The sequence below is a fragment of the Miniimonas arenae genome (genome assembly GCF_006351005.1).
In the GTDB taxonomy this organism is placed as follows: domain Bacteria; phylum Actinomycetota; class Actinomycetes; order Actinomycetales; family Beutenbergiaceae; genus Miniimonas; species Miniimonas arenae.
Window position 1 is genome coordinate 15,515 of record NZ_VENP01000020.1, and the last position, 19,925, is coordinate 35,439.

General features: G+C 74.0%; 15 protein-coding genes. 7 read left to right on the forward strand and 8 right to left on the reverse strand.

The features are described 5' to 3' along the window. Positions 1–91 precede the first annotated feature (91 nt). A complete protein-coding gene (locus FH969_RS06980) occupies positions 92–3,496 on the reverse strand; it encodes a phage tail protein (protein WP_180359710.1) in 3,405 nt (1,134 codons plus the stop codon). A 797-nt stretch (positions 3,497–4,293) separates the two neighbouring features. Between FH969_RS06980 and FH969_RS06985 the strand changes: the two genes are divergently transcribed. Together FH969_RS06985 and FH969_RS06990 are read left to right on the forward strand one after the other, a co-directional pair. Beyond that, entirely contained in the window at positions 4,294–4,665 is a 372-nt protein-coding gene (locus FH969_RS06985; RefSeq protein ID WP_108718882.1) for an RNA-binding S4 domain-containing protein, read from the forward strand. 55 nt (positions 4,666–4,720) lie between these two features. Then, positions 4,721–5,686, forward strand: coding sequence for an RNA polymerase subunit sigma-70 (locus FH969_RS06990; protein WP_139986611.1), 966 nt, complete (start codon positions 4,721–4,723; stop codon positions 5,684–5,686). A gap of 51 nt (positions 5,687–5,737) precedes the next feature. Here the strand turns inward: FH969_RS06990 and FH969_RS06995 are convergent, their stop codons facing one another. From FH969_RS06995 to FH969_RS15680, 3 genes are all read right to left on the reverse strand, one after another. Then, the gene (locus tag FH969_RS06995; RefSeq protein ID WP_139986612.1) at positions 5,738–6,226 is read right to left on the reverse strand and encodes a VOC family protein; all 489 of its coding nucleotides are present in this window, start codon (positions 6,224–6,226) and stop codon (positions 5,738–5,740) included. A gap of 277 nt (positions 6,227–6,503) precedes the next feature. Continuing rightward, positions 6,504–7,313: an anti-sigma factor gene (locus tag FH969_RS07000; protein ID WP_139986613.1), complete on the reverse strand. Its 810-nt coding sequence runs from the start codon at positions 7,311–7,313 to the stop codon at positions 6,504–6,506. Further along, positions 7,300–7,506 carry a sigma factor-like helix-turn-helix DNA-binding protein gene (locus FH969_RS15680; RefSeq protein WP_370445275.1) on the reverse strand — a complete coding sequence of 69 codons (207 nt, stop codon included), beginning with the start codon at positions 7,504–7,506 and terminating at the stop codon, positions 7,300–7,302. The genes FH969_RS07000 and FH969_RS15680 overlap by 14 nt, the downstream gene beginning before the upstream one ends. Before the next feature lie 39 nt (positions 7,507–7,545). On the opposite strand from FH969_RS15680, the gene FH969_RS15955 reads away from it, so the two are divergent. After that, entirely contained in the window at positions 7,546–7,671 is a 126-nt protein-coding gene (locus FH969_RS15955; RefSeq protein WP_255421195.1) for a hypothetical protein, read from the forward strand. A gap of 357 nt (positions 7,672–8,028) precedes the next feature. Here FH969_RS15955 and FH969_RS07010 read toward each other — a convergent pair whose 3' ends face one another. Then, positions 8,029–10,023: a DUF4914 family protein gene (locus tag FH969_RS07010; protein ID WP_139986614.1), complete on the reverse strand. Its 1,995-nt coding sequence runs from the start codon at positions 10,021–10,023 to the stop codon at positions 8,029–8,031. Between the two features lie 207 nt (positions 10,024–10,230). Here FH969_RS07010 and FH969_RS07015 point away from each other — a divergent pair, with 207 nt between their 5' ends. Further along, positions 10,231–11,769: an APC family permease gene (locus FH969_RS07015; RefSeq protein ID WP_139986615.1), complete on the forward strand. Its 1,539-nt coding sequence runs from the start codon at positions 10,231–10,233 to the stop codon at positions 11,767–11,769. Next, positions 11,766–12,629, forward strand: a complete 864-nt coding sequence (locus FH969_RS07020; protein WP_139986616.1) for a universal stress protein — start codon at positions 11,766–11,768, stop codon at positions 12,627–12,629. The genes FH969_RS07015 and FH969_RS07020 overlap by 4 nt, the downstream gene beginning before the upstream one ends. Before the next feature lie 756 nt (positions 12,630–13,385). On the opposite strand, the gene FH969_RS07025 is transcribed toward FH969_RS07020, so the two are convergent. Further along, positions 13,386–15,740 carry an ATP-binding protein gene (locus FH969_RS07025; protein ID WP_139986617.1) on the reverse strand — a complete coding sequence of 785 codons (2,355 nt, stop codon included), beginning with the start codon at positions 15,738–15,740 and terminating at the stop codon, positions 13,386–13,388. Between the two features lie 42 nt (positions 15,741–15,782). After that, positions 15,783–16,430: a response regulator gene (locus tag FH969_RS07030; RefSeq protein ID WP_139986618.1), complete on the reverse strand. Its 648-nt coding sequence runs from the start codon at positions 16,428–16,430 to the stop codon at positions 15,783–15,785. 41 nt (positions 16,431–16,471) lie between these two features. On the opposite strand from FH969_RS07030, the gene FH969_RS07035 reads away from it, so the two are divergent. Further along, positions 16,472–17,158, forward strand: a complete 687-nt coding sequence (locus tag FH969_RS07035; protein WP_139986619.1) for a hypothetical protein — start codon at positions 16,472–16,474, stop codon at positions 17,156–17,158. Between the two features lie 364 nt (positions 17,159–17,522). Continuing rightward, complete coding sequence (locus FH969_RS07040; protein ID WP_139986620.1) at positions 17,523–19,247, forward strand: MDR family MFS transporter; 1,725 nt, start codon at positions 17,523–17,525, stop codon at positions 19,245–19,247. A gap of 120 nt (positions 19,248–19,367) precedes the next feature. Here FH969_RS07040 and FH969_RS07045 read toward each other — a convergent pair whose 3' ends face one another. Further along, positions 19,368–19,919 (reverse strand): hypothetical protein, encoded by a 552-nt coding sequence (locus tag FH969_RS07045; protein WP_139986621.1) that lies wholly within the window; start codon positions 19,917–19,919, stop codon positions 19,368–19,370. Between the last annotated feature and the right edge of the window lie 6 nt (positions 19,920–19,925).

The following is a 19,925-nucleotide window of genomic DNA, read 5'->3' on the forward strand; positions in this document are numbered from 1 at the left end:
ATCGTCACGAATCGGCCGGGATGTGAGACGGGGGTACTCGAGGGCGACGCCTGCGAGGGCGCATCTCTTCCGGCTCAGTCTCCGCCGTGGTTCATTCGCCGCTCCGTCCGCCTGGTCTGGTCGCGCTCGTCGTCTGGGGAACAGCAGCGAGGCTGCGAGCCACGAACTCGAGGACGTCGAGCAGCTGCCGCATCGCGGCCCCCTCGATCACCGAGTCGGCGGGCGCCGGTGGACCGGGCCGAGCGTGCTGGGCGTGATCGGCGTCGCGTGCCTGCTTCGTCAGCTGGATCCGACTCGCGATAGGTCCGTCGAAGCACGACCGGACGGCGGCAGCGACAGCCGCGGGGTTCTTGCCAGGGTTAGTGCCGACCTGTGTGCTGGTGAGCGCCTTCAGCTTGGCGATGGCCGTGTTGTCGCTGCGCTTGGTCCGCTCCGTCTTGTAGTCCGCAGCGCCCTTGTAGAGCATCACGGTGGTCATCGAGCGGTAGAGACTGCGATCGGCGCGCGAGCCGCGTCGGACGAGGCCGAGGAAGTTGTCGACGAAGGCCAGGATCCAGGCCCGTGGGACTACGTGCTCGCTCTCGAGCCGGTCCTTCTCCTCCCGTGTGTCGTTGCCGCGGTAGCCGCGAGAGCCCTGGTCCGCGTGGCGACCGACCTCACCGAGAACGCCGGCCCGTCCGTCATCCGCGAACGACTCTCGCGGGGGCTCCCCCTGGTAGCCGATGCGTGCCCAGACCCGCTGGATCATCGCGGCGAGCTCGGCGAGCGCCGGGTGGGCGCCCGCTGCGTCCTGCCCCGCGGCCACCTGTCCCTCCACCTGAGCGGCGCGCGCGATGAGCGCGATCGCCTCCTGTGCGAGCTCGGGCCGATTCCTTGCGGTCGCGACCTTTGCGGCCGCCTGCTGGTGCGCCTCGACGCTCTTCTCCTCGCTCGCCACGGTGAGCGCCACTCGTGCTCCGGGGCTCCGCTGCGCCGCCTTCAGCGTGTGGGACTGGCCGCCCACGGTGAAGGTCTTCCGCAGGAGCCGTGCGACCCAGGCCTTTCCCGCCGCGACCTTCCCCCCGACCCAGGCCTTGCCGGCAGCGACCTTCTCGCCTACCCACGCCTTCCCCGCCGCGACCTTCGCCTTCACCGTGCCCGCGACGGCGGACGCCGCCCGGATGATCGGCCCGGCGACCTTCAGCGCCCCCTTGATCACCGCGTCGAGCGCTCGCGTCACCGGCGCCTGCACGCGCTGGACGATCGAGCGGATCTTCTCCGAGATCCCGCCGAGCCCGAGCAGGTTGGCGAGGAAGGAGATGACCAGCGGCACCGACTTGCCGAGCGCGGCCTCGATCTTGCCCGGCACGCCGCCCGCGCCGCCGCCCGCGATGTCCACGACGGCGTCGATCACCGTGTTGACGAGGTCCACCAGGGCTGCCCCGCGCTCGCTGATCCACGTGACGACGCCGACCAGCGCCTGGACGATCTTGACGAGCGCGCCCGCGGGGTTGAGCGCGCCGATCACCCAGGAGATCCCGGCCATCACGATCCGCTCGCGGACGAAGTCCATGATCGGGTCCATGATCAGCGACTTCAGGTCGGTGATCTTCTCCTTGATCCAGCCCCACACCCCGGCCAGCCCCTGCGTGGCGAGCAGCTGGAAGACCTCGATCTTGCTCTCGACGGCGTCGATCACCGCCCCGACGCCGGGCGCCAGCTTCGCGATGCGCGCCTTCACGGCGGACCACGTCAGCCCCATCAGCGAGCCGACGAGCGTGAGGATGCCCTTGAGGTCGAACGACTCAGGAATCTCGATCCCGGCCTCCGCGAGCGCGCCGAACAGCCAGCCGGTCAGGCCCTTCTGCAGGTGCGTGAGGATGTGGTCGCCGAACTGCAGGAAGCCCTGTTTCACCGCGGTCATGAACGAGCCGATGAAGCCGATCGGGTCGTCGAGGATCCGGGTGAACGCCGACGCAGCCCGCGCCAGCATCCCGACGAACATCGCCTTGAGCTCGAGCACCGTGCGCAGCGCGCCGCCGACGGCGTCCATCGCCTTGTCCACCAGCCCGCGGTTCTGCTCCTGTGCGGCGGTGATCTCGGCGTCGACGGCGTTCCTCGCCTCGGTCCACCGGGCCGCCAGGTCGTCGACGAGGGACTGCTGCTTGGCGTCGACGGCGGAGGTCAGCTCGTCGAAGCGGCCCCCGACCTCGGCGGCCGCGTCCTGCGCGACCTGCCGCAGGGCGCGCGGCGCTTCGGCGACGAGCTCGCGGACCTTGGTCCGGCCCGCCTCGATGCGCGTGCGCGCCGTCTCCAGCTCGCCGGCCACGACGTCGGCGACCGTGCCGATGACCTCGGTCATCCGCGCCTCGTACCCGGCCCGGGCCTGCTGGAAGATTCGGTCCGCCTCCGGGGGCAGCCCGGTGAAGAGGTCCTCGGCCCACCGCGCAGCACCGGTGATCCCGGAGTAGCGCTCGTCCTTGTAGGCCGCCATGTCGGCCTGGTGCCGAGCGGTGAACTCGCGACGCGCCTCACCCTCGCCGGCGTCGAACGCCGTCGTGACCTTGGCGTCGATCCCTCCGAGGATCGCCTCGACCTCGGTCTTCGTCGCCTCGAACGTGGCCGTGATCTGGGCGGTGATTCGCGCCCGCTCGGCCTCGTCACGCGAAGTGGTGCTCGCCGTCGTGCCCGCGACCGCGCCGTGCGCGGCCGTGGCCGCACCGACGAGGCCCGCGAGGCCGGCGCTGGCTTGGCCGGCCGCACCGGTGCGCGCGCCGGCGCGGGTCGCGGCCTCCTGCGCGCGGACCTGCCCGGGCGCCTGCGCTGCGTGCTCGTGCGCGGCGTTGCGCGCGGCGGCCGCCTCCTGGAGGGCAGGCTCGTTCGACCGCTCGAGGTGCTCCGGGGTCACCTGGGCGTCCGTCATCGCGCGGTCCGCCTGCGCGGGACCGCCCGTGAGGGCGAGCTGCTCGCCCGGTGCCGGCCCCGGCATGCCCGCCGCTGCGTCGACCTGCGGGGTCGGCGGGGCGCGCGCCGGCGGGAGGGGCGTGACCTCCTTCGGCGTCGCCACCGAGGGGTCCGACGGCGTGCGCACCGCGGCCTCGACCGGTCCGGCCGCGGCCTGCTTGCCGCCTGCGACCTGGCCCTTGACCTCGTTCCGGATGCCGTCGGCGCGGCCGGAGGTGGCGAACGTGTCCGCCTCGTCGAGGTTCGTGGGCGCGGCCTTCGCGACGGCGGCACGCACCGCCGCGACGAACGCCGCCTTGTCGAACCCACCGGGCTTGGTGGCGGCCATGCCCTCGACGTGCGCTGCGTGCGCCTGCGCCATCGCGTCGCCAGCCGGTGGGACTGCGGCCGCCTGGGCGAGGCCGACCTGCGCCTGCGGGGTCGGGTGCGTGGCGGCGGCGTGGCCGGCCGCGTGGATCTGCGCGGTGACGCCGGCGAGCGCGGGATCGGTGGTCGGGTTCGCGGGCTGCGGGCGGGGCGGGGGCCAGGCGGGCGTCGCCGCTGGGCCGGCCACCGGGCCCGGGGCCGCGCCGGCGGTCAGGCCTGCGGCTGCGCCTGCGGCGGCGCCCGCGGTGGGACCGGCGGCGCCTGCGGCGGCGCCCGCGGTAGGACCGGCGGCGCCTGCGGAGGGGCGGGGGCCTACGGCCGTTTCCGCGGTTGAGGCGCTGGGCGCCGTCGTCGACGCGGGCGTGGCGGGTGCGCCCGTTGCCTTCGCGGGAGGCGCGGCCCCGGCCGGGCCTGCCTTGGCGTCCGGGGCCGCCTTGGCGGTGGGGGCTTCCGGACGTGTGACGGGACCGGGAGTCGGCCGGGGGTTCGGGCGGACGTGCGGGCGATCCTCGGACTCGTGCTCGCCGCTCACGGGACTGCCACCGACGTCGCCCGGTGGCCGCGTCGCGTCGATCGGCGGCCGCGTCGGCACGCCGACGAGCTCCCGTTGCGCCGCCGGCGCGACGCGACCCGCGAGCATCGCCGCGACGGCGGCGTTGCCCGCACTGCGCTGCAGCGCACCCAGCCCGGCGGCCCCCAGCGGAAGGGCGTTCGCGCGGGGGACCACGGGGCTCGGGCGGACCTGCGGCCGCGCCGCCACCGCGCGCGGCGCCGTGGCGGTGCGGTGCGCGGCGGTGCCGGCCGGGGCGTGCGTCCTCACACTCATCGACGACGGCGCTCGCTCATGCCGACCCTCCCCGCGTGGACCGCAGGGGCCCAGCGTGACCCTGGGCTCGCCGTCGGGCGCGGTGTGTGCGGGCACGCGATCGGGCGCGTGTTGCTGCCCGATCGGGCACGACGCGCGACGGCGTAGCCTCCGTGAGCATGGAACGCGCCTCCGCCCGGGTCGACAGCTGGCTGTGGGCCGTGCGGATGTACAAGACGCGGTCGGCGGCCGGGGCGGCGTGCCGCGGCGGGCACGTCGAGGTCGACGGCGAGCGCGCCAAGCCGGCCACAACCGTCGGGATCGGGTCGCGGGTGACGGCCCGGGTCGGCGACCGCGTGCGTGAGCTCGAGGTGACCGGCGTGCTGGTCAAGCGGGTCGGGGCGCCCGAGGCGCAGCGGTGCTACATCGACCACAGCCCGCCCCCGCCACCGCGCGAGCTGGTGGCGCCGGTGGTGATCCGCGACCGCGGCGCCGGGCGGCCGACCAAGCGTGAGCGACGCGAGATCGACCGGCTGCGCGGTCGGTCCTGAGGTCGGCGAGCCCCGGCTCTGGCGTGTTGTCGGAGGGTGCTGGTAGGCACGTGCCATGACCGCCGAGGCGCCGACCGTCGTCGACCAGCTCGAGGGCTACCGCAGGGAGCTGCGGGGCTTCGCCTACCGCATGCTCGGCTCGCCGCAGGACGCCGAGGACGCGGTGCAGAACGCGATGGTGCGCGCCTGGCGCTCGGCCGACCGCTTCGACGGCCGGTCCTCGGTGCGTACGTGGCTCTACCGCATCGTCACGAACGTCTGCCTCGACGAGCTGAACGCACGCAAGCGCCGGGCCCTCCCGGTCGACCTCGAGGACGAGGCCTCCCGCCCGGTCGTGGAGTCGCTGGGCGCGCCGCTGCCGGCCGGCTCGTTCGTCGAGCCCGTGCTGGACGACCTGGTCGTCGACCCGGCCGACGTCGTGGTGGGTCGCGAGAGCGTGCGGCTCGCGTTCCTGTCCGCGCTGCAGCACCTGCCGGCGTCCCAGCGGGCGGTGCTCATCCTGCGGGACGTGCTCGCGTGGCCTGCCTCGGACGTCGCCGCGCTGCTCGAGATCAGCGTCGCGGCGGCGAACAGCCAGCTGCAGCGGGCTCGGGAGACGATGCGCGCGGTGCGTGAGTCCTCACGCAGTGCGCGGCCGCGCGGGTCGCGCGAGGAGGAGGAGCGCCTGCTGGCGCGGTACGTCGCGGCGTTCGAGCGCTACGACATGACCGCGCTCGCCTCGATGCTCGCCGAGGACGCGCTCATGTCGATGCCGCCGTTCCGGCTGCACCTGCGCGGCCGCGAGGACCTCATCGCGTGGTTCTCCGGACCGGGGGCGGAGTGCAAGGGCTCGCGCGTGCGCGCCGTCGACGTGAACGGCGGCCCCGGGTTCGCCCAGTGGCGCCGCCAGCCGGGCGGGGGCTTTCGCGCGTGGGGCGTGCACGCCGTCGTGGTCCGCGACGGCGAGGTCGCCGAGGAGACGGTCTTTCTCGGACCGGAGATCTTCCGCGCGCTGGGGCTGCCCGAGACGCTCGAGGACTGAGGCGCGGGCCGTCCGCCGGTCCTGGGTCTTGGCGCCTGCGTCGGCTCCCGCTCAGTCTCCACGCCGAGCGACCTCGAGCGCGGCGAGGTCGAGCTTGCTCATCTGCATGAGCGCCTCGTTGACGCGCGCGTTCGCCTCGGGACCGTCCGCGGAGCGGAAGAGCGGCTCGGTCGGAACGACCTGCCACGAGAACCCGAACCTGTCCTTGAGCCAGCCGCACTGTGACTCCTCGCCGCCGTCGGCCGTGAGGGCGTCCCAGTAGCGATCGATCTCGGCCTGGTCGCGGCACGGGATCTGGAGCGAGACGGCCTCGGTGAACGGGAACGACGCATCACCGTTGAGTGCGACGAAGCTCTGGCCACCGATCTCGAAGGAGACGGTGAGCACGGTGCCCGGCGGCAGGTGGCTGCCCTCGGGGTAGTAGTCGGTGTCGGTGATGCGGGTGCCGCCTGGCAGATCGGCGAACACCGAGACGTAGAAGTCCACCGCCTCCGCGGCGTTGCCCTCGAACCACAGGCACGTGGTGAACGTCGTCGACATGGGGATCCTCCTGGCGCGGCGGCCCGGTGCCTCCGCTCACGACGACAGACCGCGCCCGACGGCGGAACTCACCGCTCGCTGTGAGCCCGCCGTCGACCCCCGTCTGCGAGAGGATTCCCGTCCTTTCGCGAGAGGATCTTCGTCCTTTCGCGAGAGGTTCTTCGTCCTTTCGCGAGAGGTTCTCTGTCCTTTCTCGAGAGGATCGTGCTGACTCGATGTCGCCAAGATCCTCTCGAGAAAGGACGAAGATCCTCTCGCGAACGGGGGGCGGGGCGGGCTACGCGACGGACGGTGAGAGCTCGCCCCGGACGATGCTCACGCCGGAGTGGCCGGGGTCGCCGTCGAACGCCTCGTCCGAGACGTCGACGATCGCGAAGTCGGCGAGGTCGATGCCGGCGGGCAGCGTGAAGGTGCCCGAGTCGCCGTCGAGCACGCCGACGCTGATGAGACGCGTGAGGTCGGTCGAGATGAGCCAGACCTCCTGGTAGCCGGCCTGGGTGTCGTCGGGCAAGTCGACCGTGAGGCTCAGGCGTCCGTCGCGCTCGGTGACGGCGGCGGTGCCGGGCACGGACCACCCCGGGAGCGGCTCCAGCACGGCGCTCGCGAGCGGGCGCGCGTCGTCGACGCCATTCAGAAGCTGGGCGACGGCGACTCCCACACCCGCGCCGACCGCGATCGACGCGGCAGCCGTCCACACGATCGTGCGGGTCCGCCAGCGACGCGGGGACGACGGCGAGGCTGCGCTCGGGACGGCCGAGTCGGTCGGGGCGGGCGGAGCCGGGGCGGGTGTGGCGGCAGCCCCGGCCTCCTCGCCCGCTCCAGCCCTGCCCGCTACAGCCCCGGCGATCGCAGGCTCGTCGAACCCCGCCTCGGCAGCGACGCGGTCCCAGATCCGAGCGGGAGGGGCCTCGAGGCCCGCGCCCGCGCCAGACCGAGCGCCGGCGTCCGACCCCGCCGCGAGCACGCTGCGGAACGCGGCCACCTCGGCCTGGCACGCGGCGCACCCGGCGAGGTGCTCGGCGTCGGGCGGACGGAGCTCCTCGCCGAGGGCTGCGCCCGCGAGGTCCTCCTCGTCAAGGTGTCCCATCGGTCACCTCCAGGCTGGATCGGAGTCGGATCAGGCTGCGGCGCATGTGGCTCTTGACCGTTCCGAGCGGCAGGCCGGTGCGCGCGGCGATCTGCTGCTGGGTGAGGTCGTCGTAGAACGCCAGGGCCATGATCGTCGCCTGCGGCTCGCCGAGCTCGGCGATCGCGGACGAGACCACGACGGCGTCGACCACCCGCGCCGCGTCCTCGTCACCCGGGGGAGGTCCGCCGTCGTGCGGGACGAGCGCGGCGGCGACGGCCCAGGGCTGTTCGTCACCCTCGCGGCCGTGCTCCTGGTGCTGGGCGCCACGTCGGTGGCGCTCTCCAGGCGGCGCAGGACCCGCGGCGGCGCCTCCTGATCGAGACCGCGAGCGGCCGGGTTCGGCGGTGGTGGGGCGGGCGAGGCGACCCGCCCCACCCACCGCGCCCGACGGCGTCACGCACCGTTCGCCGTCGGGCGCGGTCTGCTCGCACGAACGCGAGAGGGTGGTGGGGACGCCGTGTGCCCACCACCCTCTCGCGAAAGGACGGAAACCCTCTCGCGAAAGGACGGAGAACCTCTCGCGAAAGGACGGAAACCCTCTCGCGAAAAGACGGAGAACCTCTCGCGAAAGGACGGAGAACCTCTCGCGAAAGGACGGAGAACCTCTCGCGAACGGGGCCGACGGTGCGACGCGAGCCACGCCGTCGGGCACCACCCCGAAGCCGCGACCGCCTCACGTCACGATCGGCGTGAGCTCCTCGTACTCGGCGACGGTCGCCCCGCGCAGCACGGCCTCGATGATCGAGCGCCCGAGCGGGTCGAGCTCGTCGGTGAGGAACGCGGACAGCTCGGCGGCGAAGAAGTCCTGCAGGATCTTGGCGCCGGCGTCGTAGGCCTCCTCGCCGACCTGCGACTGGAACTCCGGGCGCAGCAGCGTCGGTCGGATCGTCTGGCCGTCGATGACGAACTCCGTGAGGGAGTAGCCGAACAGCGAGCAGCGAGCCGGGGTGAGCCGATCGCGCCGCAGCCGGGCCACACCGCGGCGCGCGAGGTACTCCCGGGTGAGCCACTCGGCCGCGAACCCCACGTGGTAGGCGCCGATGTGCTGGTTCGGCGTGAGCACGTAGCGGGTGCGCGGCGCCGAGACGATCTGGCGCAGCAGCAGGTTCGCGGCCCCGACCTTCGTGCCGGTCGAGAACGGCCAGTACGACCCGACGCCCTCGGCCACGAGGCCGCCGTGGCGCAGCGTCTTCTTCTCGGCCGCGGACTCCCCGATCGAGGGGTTCTTGTCCCCGCGCGGCGCGATGAGGCGCCAGACCCACGCGAGCGAGGGCGGCACGATGTGCGCGATGCCCATGATCCCGTAGGTCGGCTTGTCACGGGTGCACGCCGGCATGCGCACGCCGAACGTGCGGATGTCCACCTGCTCGGGCTCGTCGACCACGCGCGGCACGAGGCGCCGTGGCACCACGACCCGCGGGTTCGGGCACGGCTTCCCGTTCGAGTCCGGCGTGTGCTCCCAGGGCAGGATCGTCGCGTCGGCCACGCCCTGGACATTGAAGAAGACGAGCGGCTCACCCGGCTGGATGCAGATCCGCTCGAGCTGCGGGTCGTCGCCGTACGCCTTGAGCCCGTCGATCCGGATGAACCAGCCGTCCTCGGCGTCGGCGATGCCGAGCTTGCCCTGCTCGGCCGGCAGCCCGGGGTGGCACAGCGTCATGTCGTCGGTGACGGGCCGCAGCGTCGAGGACTCGGCGAGCGTGATGATGTACGGCTCGTTCGTCACGACGTTGCTGCCCAGCAGGATGCGGCCGTCCTCCATGCGCCGCAGCTCCTGCGTCATCTCGGACTTCCCGCCCCCCGATGCGCCCTCGTGCATGATGACGACCTCGTTGTCGTACGGGGTCGTCACGAGCACCGACGAGGCGTGCGCGGTGTACCAGGGCCGCTCCTCGCGCTCGCCGATGTCGAGCAGCACCGAGAACACGCCCTTCTTGGCGCTCGGACCCGGGTAGAGGTTGTAGGCCCACACCTCGTGCCGCTCGTCGGAGCGGTTGTGCACCACGACCTGGCGGCCCTCGAAGTGCGTGTGCCGGAACGGCGGCGCCACGAACATGAGGCTGCGCGGCGTGAACGCCCCGAGCTCCTCGAACGTCACCCAGCCCTGCAGGTCCACGAGTGCGAGCGCGAAGAACGCCGCGTTCTGCGGCACGACGGCGACGCTCGGGTAGCCGTACGCCTTGCCGCCGGCCTTGAAGGGCACGACGGCGAGGGGTTGCGTCGCGAGCCACTCGAGCGTCTGCGTCCGCACCGGATCGAACGGGCCGCCCTCGCGGTCGGCGTACCGCGGCTTGTCGGTCGGCAGGTCGTCGGCGATCCGCATGCAGTCTGGGTCGCGGCGACGGATGTAGTCCTCGGGGTAGTTCACCGCCATGCCGTTGCGGCAGCGGACCACGGTCGCCTCCACAATGCGGCGGGTCCGGTCGCCGTCGGGCGTGGGCGCGTCGTACGCGACGACGAACGTCGGGCCGTTCGCCGGGCCCAGCGCGAGCGCGTAGAGCTCCTCGCGCGAACGGGGGATCACGACGTCGGGGCTCGCCTCGATCGCGGCGCGCACCTCGGGCGGGAGGGCGACGTGCGCGAGCAGGTCGAGGGGGCGGCGCGCGCTCTCGCGCGGGCCGGCCGAGGTCGTGGGGCTGGGCGCGGTGGGGCTGACGGCAGCGGTCATCGCGGGCTCCTTCATCGGGGTGACGTGGCGACGCTACGGGCCGCTTGGTACGAGCGGGATGGGCCGTTGGTCCCAACTTTGCCGTTGGGCCGCCTCGGAGGTCCGCCGGACGCGACTCGAGCCAGGAGGTCGAGCCTGGCGAACGCCGCAGGCGCTATCGTGTGCGCACCCGGCGACTGCCGGCCCGCCCTTCCCTCGGAGGTCCCCGTGGCAGGTCCCGCGTCGTTCTCCGGTCAGCTCCTGCGCCGCAAGCCGATCACGCCCCCCGCGAGCTCCAGCGGCGGTCTCGCCCGGAACCTCTCCACGTTCCAGCTCACGATGTTCGGCGTCGGGGCGACGGTGGGCACCGGTGTCTTCTTCGTGATGCACGAGGCGGTGCCCGACGCCGGGCCCGCGGTCATCGTCGCCTTCCTCCTGGCGGGCGTCGCGGCGGGCCTCTCGGCGCTCTGCTACGCGGAGATGGCCTCGACGGTCCCGGTCTCCGGCTCGACCTACTCCTACGCGTACGCGACGCTCGGCGAGATCGTCGCGATGGGCGTCGCCGCGTGCCTCCTGCTGGAGTACGGCGTCTCCACGGCCGCCGTGTCCGTCGGGTGGGGGGACTACCTCGCGCTGCTCATCCAGAACCTCACCGGCTGGGCGATCCCGGACGTCGTCCGGGCCGGCCCGTTCGCCGACACCCCGGGCGTGATCAACCTGCCCGCGGTGATCCTCGTGGCGATGTGCTGCCTCCTGCTCATCCGCGGAGCGAGCGAGTCGGCGCGCGCCAACGCGATCATGGTGCTCATCAAGCTCGCGGTGCTGGTGTTCTTCGCCGCGGTCGCGTTCACCGCGTTCAGCGCCGACAACTTCGCCGACTTCGCGCCGAACGGCGTGCACGGCATCACGCTCGCGGCCGGGTCGATCTTCTTCACGTTCATCGGTCTCGACGCCGTCTCCACCGCCGGGGACGAGGTGCGCAACCCGCAGCGCGCCCTGCCCGTCGCCATCATCTCCGCGCTGCTCATCGTCATCTCGATCTACCTGCTCGTCGCCGTCGCGGCCCTGGGCACCCAGCCGTGGACGGCGTTCTCCGACGCCGACCAGGGGGATGCCGGTCTTTCGAAGATCCTCGAGATGGTCACCGGTCAGACCTGGCCCGGCACGGTGCTCGCGGCCGGCGCGGTGATCTCGATCTTCTCCGTCACGCTCGTGACCATGTACGGGCAGACGCGGATCCTGTTCGCGATCGGACGCGACGGGCTGCTCCCGCGATCGTTCGCCGTCGTGAACCCCCGGACCCACACCCCGGTGCGCAACACCGTGGTGGTCGCGATCGTCGTCGGGCTGCTCGCCGGGTTCGTGCCGCTGGACTCGCTGTGGGACCTCGTCTCGATCGGCACGCTCGTCGCGTTCATCGTGGTGAGCATCGGCGTCCTCGTGCTGCGCCGCACCCGCCCCGACCTGCCGCGCGGCTTCCGCGTGCCGGGCTACCCGGTCACGCCGATCCTGTCGGTCATCGCGTGCGGCTACGTGCTCACCGGGCTGCACTGGTACACGTACGTGTGGTTTCTGCTGTGGCTGTCGGTCGTGCTCGCGTTCTACCTCCTGTGGGGCCGGCGGCACTCGCGGCTCAACACGCTGCTCGCGGCGGACGGCACGCTGCTCGAGGGTGCGGGCACCGTTGCCGGCGAGGACGATCCCTACGACGCCAAGCTCGACCCGGCGGACGCGCCCGGCGCGGGCGACGGGAGGGACGCACGATGAGCGTGCTCGTCGGCTGCGCGCCCGAGCGGTCCGGGCGGCACGCGCTGGCGCTCGCGGCCGGGCTCGCCCGCGCGCGGGGCGAGGAGGTCGAGCTGGTGCACGCCGTCGTGCGCAGCTGGCCGGCGACGCCCGGCGCCGGCGACGGGGAGTTCCGGCAGTGGGCGCGCGAGAGCGCCGACGAGTCGACCCGGCGCGGACTCGAGGAGCTCGCTCTGCTCGCGCCCGACGTCGTCGCGCGGACCCACACCGTGGAGGCGCGTTCGACGGTCGCCGCGTTGCACGAGGCGATCGAGGCGCTGCACCCGAGCGCCCTCGTGCTCGGGTCGGGTGCGAACGGCGCGCTCGGTCAGGTGACCTTGGGCTCGACGGCGAACGCCCTCGCGCACTCGTCTCCCGTCCCGGTGCTGGTCGCCCCGCGCGGGCACCGGACCGCCACGCTCGACCGTGTGGTCGCGGCCTGGTCGCCCGCCGACCCGCCCGAGCTGCTGGCCGAGATGGCTGAGTTCGCGCGCGAGGCGGGGCTGCGCGTGCGAGCCGTGACCTTCGGCCGCGCGCCGCACGGGATGTACCCGCCGGAGGTGGGCCTCGACGTCGAGGACGAGGTGTTCGAGGCGTGGCAGACGCAGGCGCGCGAGGCGCTCGAGGCGGCGGCCCGAGCCGCGGGCCTCGACGAGGGCGACGCGTCGCTCGCGCTCGGGGAGGACTGGCTCGACGCCGTCGACGCCGTGGACTGGGAGCCGGGCGACCTGCTCGCCGTCGGGTCGCACGGGGGCGGCGTGCTGCGCCGCGTGTTTCTCGGCTCGACGGCCGCGAAGATCCTGCGGCACGCGCCCGTGCCGGTGGTGCTGTTTCCGGGCTGACGGCGGGGGCGGAGGGCGAGCGGCCCCGCAGGTGTGCGCTTTGACTGGTGGGCCGTGCACGTTGACTGGTCAGATCGGCGAGTGCGTCAGCCGCCCGGCGTCGCTGCAGGTCAGGAGCGTCTGCGCGGGCGCGCCCGGTGCGATCTGCGGTCTGGACAGTCAATCCGTCGGGGCGACCAGTCGAAGCGTCCGGAGCGCCCGCGGTTGCCGGCCCGCCTGCCGGCCAAGGCGAGGTCGGTCGCGGTCCGAAGGGCGGTCGGTCGCCGGCGCCGTCCCGAGCTGCGCTGAGGGCGTGGTCGAAAACAACGACTGTTGGACGTCGCCCGGGTTTGGCACCGTGGAGCGTGCGGGCGAGCCCCGGGGCATGCCGCGAGCGGGGGGCTACTGTTGCAGCAGGCGCGGATCCCGGGCTCGCCCGCACGAGCGCGGAGGGCGATGGACGGGCCGGCGGCGAGCGAGTGCGATCCCCGCGATCGTGGTGCTCGGCCGCCGGCCCGTCCCTCTCTGCCCGACGTGCGGCTCGCGCCGGCACCGACTGCCGCGCCGCACCCCGCCACGTCGACGGCCTCGCCGGCACCGACGGCTGGGTCGACGGCCTCGCCGGCACCGACAGCTGTGCGCACAGCGGCTGATGCGCCTGTACCGGCTGCGCCGCCGTCCCCGCCGGCACCGACAGCTGTGCGCACAGCGGCTGATGCGCCTGTACCGGCTGCGCCGCCGTCCCCGCCGCCCGGCCACCCAGTGCCCACGGCGCCCTCAGGCCCGCGCCAGCACCGTCCCCGCCACGTCGCGCACGTCGATGCCGCGCGAGCGCAACGCCTCGATCACGGCGGCCCGGTCGGCGTCGTCGGCCACCTCGGCCACGAGCGAGACGGGGGCGTCGTCGGCGGCCACCGTGAGGGTGACCCGGCGCGGGTGGGCTTCCTCGAGCACGGTCTGCAGCAGCAGCCTCGCGGCCGGCGGCGTGCGCACGAGGTCGCTCGTGGTGGTGAGCGTGATCTCCACGCCGGCCGCGCGCGCGGAGCGAATCACGCGGATGAGCGCGGGGGTGAGCGACCACGGCAGGGTGAGCTCATCGCGCGCGGTGCGTTCGGCGTCGAGCGCCTCCCGCTGCACCCGCGGGTCGGACAGATCGGCCTCGCCGCGAGCGATCCGGCCCAGCGTGGGGTCGAGCAGCGTGCGCAGGTGGGTGAGCCGATTGTCGAGCGCCGCGGTGCGTCGGCGCGCCAGGCCCTCGCGCGCGACGGTCTCGCGCGTCAGCGCGGCCTCCGCCTCGGCGCGGGCGCCGAGCGCGATGACCACGGCGCGCAGCGTGGCCCCGACGGCGAGCGGCCAGCACGTGCTGAGGATCGCGGGCAGGGCCGCGACGAGGGCGGACCCGGCGGGATCCGGCGAGGTCAGCACGGCGGTGAGCGTGACGACGCCCACGAACGCGCCCGTCACGCCCACCACCGACCAGCCGCCGCGGTAGATCGCCGTCGGTGCCGCGACCAGCGCGGCCAACGACACCGGCCAGCCCAGCTCCGTCTCGAACGTGCCCGGCGGCGCCTGCGCGAGGAACGCGACGACGCCGGTCAGGCCGAGCACGTGCAGCAGCTCGTGCCAGGGCGGCACGGCACCCGGCTCGCCGCGCCACAGCACGTACGCGCCGTAGCCGGTGAGCACGAGCGCCCACCCGCCGAGCCACCACGGCTGGCCCCCCGCCAACCCGATCACGGCCCACATCAGTGCGAGTGCCGCGAACGGCGCGATCGCGCACACGGCCGCGAGGCGGGGATCACCGATGACGCTCGTGAGCGTCGTCTCGGGGGCATGCGGGTGGGGACGCGGGGTGGCGCCGCCCGTACCCCAATCTGCACCGTCCGACTCGCGCCCGTCGCGTCGAGAACAGCCTCCGGCGCCGAGCACGGCCCCCGGGGGGCCGTTCTCGTCGCGGAGGGCCGTTCTGACCAGCGGCGTGTGCGGGGCGCCGCCCAGCACACCCTCCTCGACGGCGAGCAGTGCCTCCTCCTCGTCGGCCACCCAGTCCCGCTCGCGCCAGTCGAGCTCGATCCGGGTGCCCGCTCCCGGCGCGGACACCACGATGGCGCGTCCCCCGACGTCGCTCATCCGGCGCCGCACCGACTGCTCCAGCCCGTAGGACTGCGACGTGCGGTCGGGGTCGAACCCGCGTCCGCGGTCGGCCACGGCCACCCGCAGCGCGCGGCGGTCGCCGCGCACGAGGACCGTCGCGGTCTCGACCCCCGCGTGCCGGCGCGCGTTGCGCAGGGCCTCGGCGACGGCGTCGCGCACGGCCTGCGCGACCGGTGCGGGCAGCGCGAGCTCGGGCTGCGCCGTCGTGAGCTCGACGGCGAGCCCCGGCACCTCGACCTCGCGCAGGTCGGCGACGAGGTCGCGCGTGGCGTGCCGTTCGTCGTCGACGCTGACGAGCGCGTACCACGCGCGCTCGGCCGAGGCGGCCGCGTCCTCGCGCGGTACCGCCGCGGTGCCGCATGCGCGCAGGGCGGCGAGTACGTCGTCGTGCAGGATCGCCTGCGCGCGGTGGTGCGCCGCGAGGCGAGCCTCCTGCTCGACGGCGTCGCGCACCGCCGCGAGGTGGTCGGCGCGGGCGCGCTCGAGGCGTTCGTCCATGCGCTCCATGAGGCGCACGCAGAGCACCATCGCGATCGCCGCCGCCACCGCGGGGCCGAGGGCGGCGATCGTCTCGATGTCGTAGGGCCGGACCACGCCGATGCCCACGACCCACACCACGAGCCCGACGAGCGCGAGCACCACGGCGCGGCGCGCGAACACCGCGACGAGCCCGGCGAGGTACGCGACCACCATCGCCATGGCCTCGGGCGAGGCCTCGGGAACGGCGACCCGGCCCGCCAGCAGCAGCGCCGCACCCGCGAGGGCCACGACGCTCACGAGCCAACGGCTCGGCCGGCGCACCCAGGAGACGGCGCCGAGCGCGAGGATGCCGACCACGAACGCGAGCGCCGCGACGCGCAGCGGGGTCGCGGTACCCGGCAGCAGCGTGCCGGTCACGAACACGGCCACGACCAGGGCGAACACGGCGAACGCGCGACGCAGCGCGAGGTCGACGCGGGCGGTGCGGTTCGGGATCATCGGTCGGACGGCTCGATCGGGGTGACGGGGCCGGGGCGTGCGTCAGGGCCGGAACGGGTCGATGTGGCCCGCGCGGATGCTGCGGGCCACAGCCTCGCGCGGTCCGCCGCGCAGCGTGATGCCCGCCTCGGCGTAGGCGTCCATGGCGTGCTGCACGTGGGTGCGGGCGGTCGTCACGGCGATGCCGAGATCCGCGGCCAGCGCCGGGTAGGGCAGGCCCAGAGCGAGCCGCTCGAGCACCTCCTGCTCGCGCTGGGAGAGGTGCACGGCGCCGGCGGGGTCGTTGACGAGCTGCATCGCCAGGCGCGAGGACACGTAGTGCTCGCCCGCGGCCGCGCTCTCGATCGCCTCCACCACGTGGGACTCGGGGTCGCCCTTGAGGACGAGGCCGAGCGCCCCGGCGCGGAGCGCGGCCCGCACCACGACCGGGCGGTGCTCGTTGGTGTAGAGGATGACGCGCGGTCCGGCGGCAAGGATGCGCGTGACGTTGTCCTCGACGTCGGAGCCGTCGCCGAGGTCCACGTCGAGCAGGACCACGTCGACATCGCCGAGGTCGAGGGCCAGCAGCTCGTCGCACGTCGCGGCGATGAGGCGCAGCTCGATGCCGCTCTCCTCGCCGAGGAACGACGCGAGGCCGCGCAGCATCACGGGATGGTCGTCGACCGCGGCCACGACGTGTGCTCTGTCCATGGTCCGCCCTTCGGGTCGGGGCGAGCCTACCGGGGGGCCCGGTGAAAGCCGCCGCGCGGCGGGCGACGTGGGCGCTCGTGCCGTGCCTCGCCGTCGGGCTCGCGCTCCAGGCCGTCAACGACGCCGCCCCGCCCGTCACGCTCAGCTACCTCACGGTGCTGTCGGCGCTCGGGCTGCTCGCGGTGAGCGGGTGGGCGCTCGCGGGTGGCGGGTCCGCGCAGGGCGCGGGGGGCACGACGGCGCAGCGCCGCCGCGCGTTCGTGCTCGCGCGCGGGATGCTCACGACGGCGTCGCTCGCCTCGGGCGTCGGATACCTCCTGCTCATCGCGCCGCAGGAGGGCGAGGGGTACTGGCTGCTCGACAGCCCGCGTGCGCTCGCGGCGAGCGTGCTGCTGCACGTGGCGGCGCCCGTGCTGGCCGTGGTCGCGTGCCGGGCGGACGGGGACCGCGTGGTGCTGGTAGGAGCGGGTGGCTCGGGCGGCTCGGGCGCAGGGTTCGGTCGCGCCGCGCGCGTCGCGGCGGCGTGGCTCGGGTGGCCGACGGCGTGGCTCGCCCTCGCGCTCGTCGCCGAGGCCACGGGGCTGGTCACGATGCCGTACCCGTTCCTGCGCGCCTCGGACGTCGGGTGGTGGGGCGTGCTGGGCGCCGCCGCGGTGTCGGCCGTGGCCTGGTGGCTGACGGGCATGGCCCTGCTCGCCCCCGCCCGCCGCCGCGACGGCACCCGCTAACCGCCAACCCTTCGCGAGAGGAAGTTGGTCCTTTCGCGAGAGGAAGTCCGTCCTTTCGCGAGAGGATCCTGGACGGACTTCTCAACGGAAAGTCTCTCGGGAAAGGACGGGAAGTCTCTCGCGAACGGGAGCGGTAGCGACGGGCCGTCCTCCGTTCGCCCCCGCCCCCGCCCCCGCCCCCGCCCCCGCTGCGACACGTTCGTCACACCACGTCAGAACCTTGCAGTCACTGCACCTACACTGAGCCACGCTCCCCGCCACGGTCGGTGCCGAGCCGACGGGCTCCGCCCTGCCGACCGCGGTCTCGCGCCGCGCCTCGACGTCGCCCCGTCGTGTCCCCACGACCAGACCGAGGGAGCCTTCCATGACCGACGCCGGCTCGCCGTCGCCCGTCTCGTCCGCCCCGAACTCCGCTACGAACACCGCCCCCACCGACGCCACGGCCCAGGCCGACGCCGCCGCGGCGCGGCGGTCCCCGATCGTCCCGCTCGTCGACCTCCACGGACGCAGCCCGTGGAGCATCCTGCCGCCGCTGATCCTCGGCTTCTTCATGATCATGCTCGACACCACGATCGTGAACATCGCGGTCCCCACGCTGGTGCAGGACCTCGACGCGAGCCTCGTCGCCGTCGGCTGGGTGACCTCGGCGTACCTCCTGTCGTACGCCACGCTGCTGCTCCTCGCCGGCCGCCTGGGCGACCGTTTCGGCTCCCGCCGCGTCTTCATCGGCGGCCTCGTCGTCTTCACCGTCGCCTCGGCCGCCTGCGGGTTCGCCGGACACATCGCGCTGCTCATCGCGGCGCGCGCCGTGCAGGGCATCGGCGCGGCGCTCATGACGCCGCAGACCATGGCGATGATCACCCGCGTCTTCCCGCCCGAGCGCCGCGGCGCGGCCATGGGCCTGTGGGGCGCGACGGCGGGCGTCGCGACGATCGCCGGCCCGCTGCTCGGTGGGGTGTTCGTCGAGTACATGTCCTGGGAGTGGATCTTCTTCATCAACGTGCCGGTCGGCGTGGTGGCGCTGTGGTTCGCGCTGCGCAACCTGCCGAAGCTCGAGCGGCACCGGACGAGCTTCGACGTCGTCGGCGTGGTGCTGTCGGTCCTCGGCCTCGGCGCTTTCGTGTTCGGCATCCAGGAGGGCTCGACCTACGACTGGGGCACGATCGCCGGTCCGATCTCCGTGTGGAGCGTCATCGGGCTGGGCGTGCTCATCCTCGTCGTCTTCCTCTGGTGGCAGGCCCGGCTCGGCGAGGCCGCGCTGCTGCCGCTGCGCCTGTTCCGCAACCGCACGTTCACCCTGGCGAACGTGTCCGGGATGACGATCTCGTTCGCGATGATCGGCATCTTCTTCCCGCTCACGATCTTCCTGCAGTCGATCCTCGGGCTCTCCCCGATCGAGACGGCGCTCCTCAACCTGCCGAGCTCGCTCATCTCGGGCGTCGTGGCGCCGCTCGCGGGCCGGCTCTCGGACCGGGTCCCGGGCAAGTGGGTGGTCTCGGCCGGCTTCGCGATGATCGCGATCAGCGTGGGCGTCATCGCGTGGCTCATCCAGCCCGACCTCGTGGCCTGGCACCTCATCTTCCCGATGCTGCTGTTCGGAGCGGGGACGGGCTCGGTGTTCTCGCCGCTGGCGAACCTCGCGACGTCCGGCCTGGACGGCCGCACGGCCGGCGCCGGCGCGGGCGCCTTCAACACGACGCGTCAGGTGGGCGGCGTGCTCGGCTCGGCCGTCATCGTCTCGGCGCTCACCTCGCGCCTCGCGTCCCGGCTGCCCGAGGCGGCGGAGGCCGCGTCCGGCCAGCTCCCCGCGGACTACCGTCAGTCGTTCGTCGACGGCATCACGCAGGCCGCGTCCGCCGGCTCGTTCAGCGGCGAGAGCGGCGGCGCGGCGAGCTTCCCGCTCCCTGACGGCGTGCCCGACGCCGTGAAGCAGCAGATCGACGCCGTCGTGACGTCGGTGATCCACCAGGGCTTCGCCAGCGCCGTCACGGACACGATGATCGTCGTGACGGCCGTGCTCGTCATCGGCTTCTTCACCGCGCTGCTCATCCCCGCGACGCGGCCCGGTCACCTGAGTCCACGTCAGTAGCGCCATGCCCGACGGCGAGCATCACCTCTCGTAGGCGTCTCGCCTCGCGCCGAGCGCTGGGTTGCATCGGCCTGACCAGACCTCAGCGCTCGGCGTCGGCCGGGGCGACAGCGGCGGGCGCTACCCGGCGGCGAGGTCGGGCTGGTCGGGCCAGGTCCGGGCGAGGCGGCGCAGCCGCCAGCCCCGGACCTGCCACGCCACCCACAGACCGGGGCCGAGCAGCCACGCGGCCCAGCCGCCGACAGTGAGCCGGTCGTTCCAGATCGCGCCCTCGGCCTGACCGGTCGAGGCAGCCCCACCCACAGCTCGTCCGGAGTCCCCTGGCTCCACCCACATCCGGTGGTCCCACGACGTCAGCAGCGCGAGCGGCCCGCTCACGGGCGACCCGGCGTCGACGAACACGGGGTGAGTGACGCCGTCGTGCGTCACGTGCGCGCGCCGCACCCGGATGACCGACCGACCGAACGGGACGACGCCCAGGATGCGGGCCGTGACCTCGAGGCTGTCACCGGGCCGCCACGCCGGCGGGAGCGCTGCGTCCGGGTCGGCCGGCGTCAGCACGACGACCGGCGCGTACAGCGAGCCGGCCACGCGCGGGGAGTGCAGCGCGCGCCAGGCGACCTCGGGCGGGCACGCGATCGGGAACCGCAGCCGGATGCGTACCGTGGTCATCGGTCT

Excerpts from the sequence above, each read along its gene's own strand:
- FH969_RS07040 (WP_139986620.1), top strand. The coding sequence starts at position 17,523 with ATGACCGACGCCGGCTCGCCGTCGCCCGTCTCGTCCGCCCCGAACTCC.
- FH969_RS06990 (WP_139986611.1), top strand. The coding sequence starts at position 4,721 with ATGACCGCCGAGGCGCCGACCGTCGTCGACCAGCTCGAGGGCTACCGC.
- FH969_RS06985 (WP_108718882.1), top strand. The coding sequence starts at position 4,294 with ATGGAACGCGCCTCCGCCCGGGTCGACAGCTGGCTGTGGGCCGTGCGG.
- FH969_RS07045 (WP_139986621.1), bottom strand. The coding sequence starts at position 19,919 with ATGACCACGGTACGCATCCGGCTGCGGTTCCCGATCGCGTGCCCGCCC.
- FH969_RS07025 (WP_139986617.1), bottom strand. The coding sequence starts at position 15,740 with ATGATCCCGAACCGCACCGCCCGCGTCGACCTCGCGCTGCGTCGCGCG.
- FH969_RS06995 (WP_139986612.1), bottom strand. The coding sequence starts at position 6,226 with ATGTCGACGACGTTCACCACGTGCCTGTGGTTCGAGGGCAACGCCGCG.
- FH969_RS07010 (WP_139986614.1), bottom strand. The coding sequence starts at position 10,023 with ATGACCGCTGCCGTCAGCCCCACCGCGCCCAGCCCCACGACCTCGGCC.
- FH969_RS07020 (WP_139986616.1), top strand. The coding sequence starts at position 11,766 with ATGAGCGTGCTCGTCGGCTGCGCGCCCGAGCGGTCCGGGCGGCACGCG.
- FH969_RS07000 (WP_139986613.1), bottom strand. The coding sequence starts at position 7,313 with ATGGGACACCTTGACGAGGAGGACCTCGCGGGCGCAGCCCTCGGCGAG.
- FH969_RS07030 (WP_139986618.1), bottom strand. The coding sequence starts at position 16,430 with ATGGACAGAGCACACGTCGTGGCCGCGGTCGACGACCATCCCGTGATG.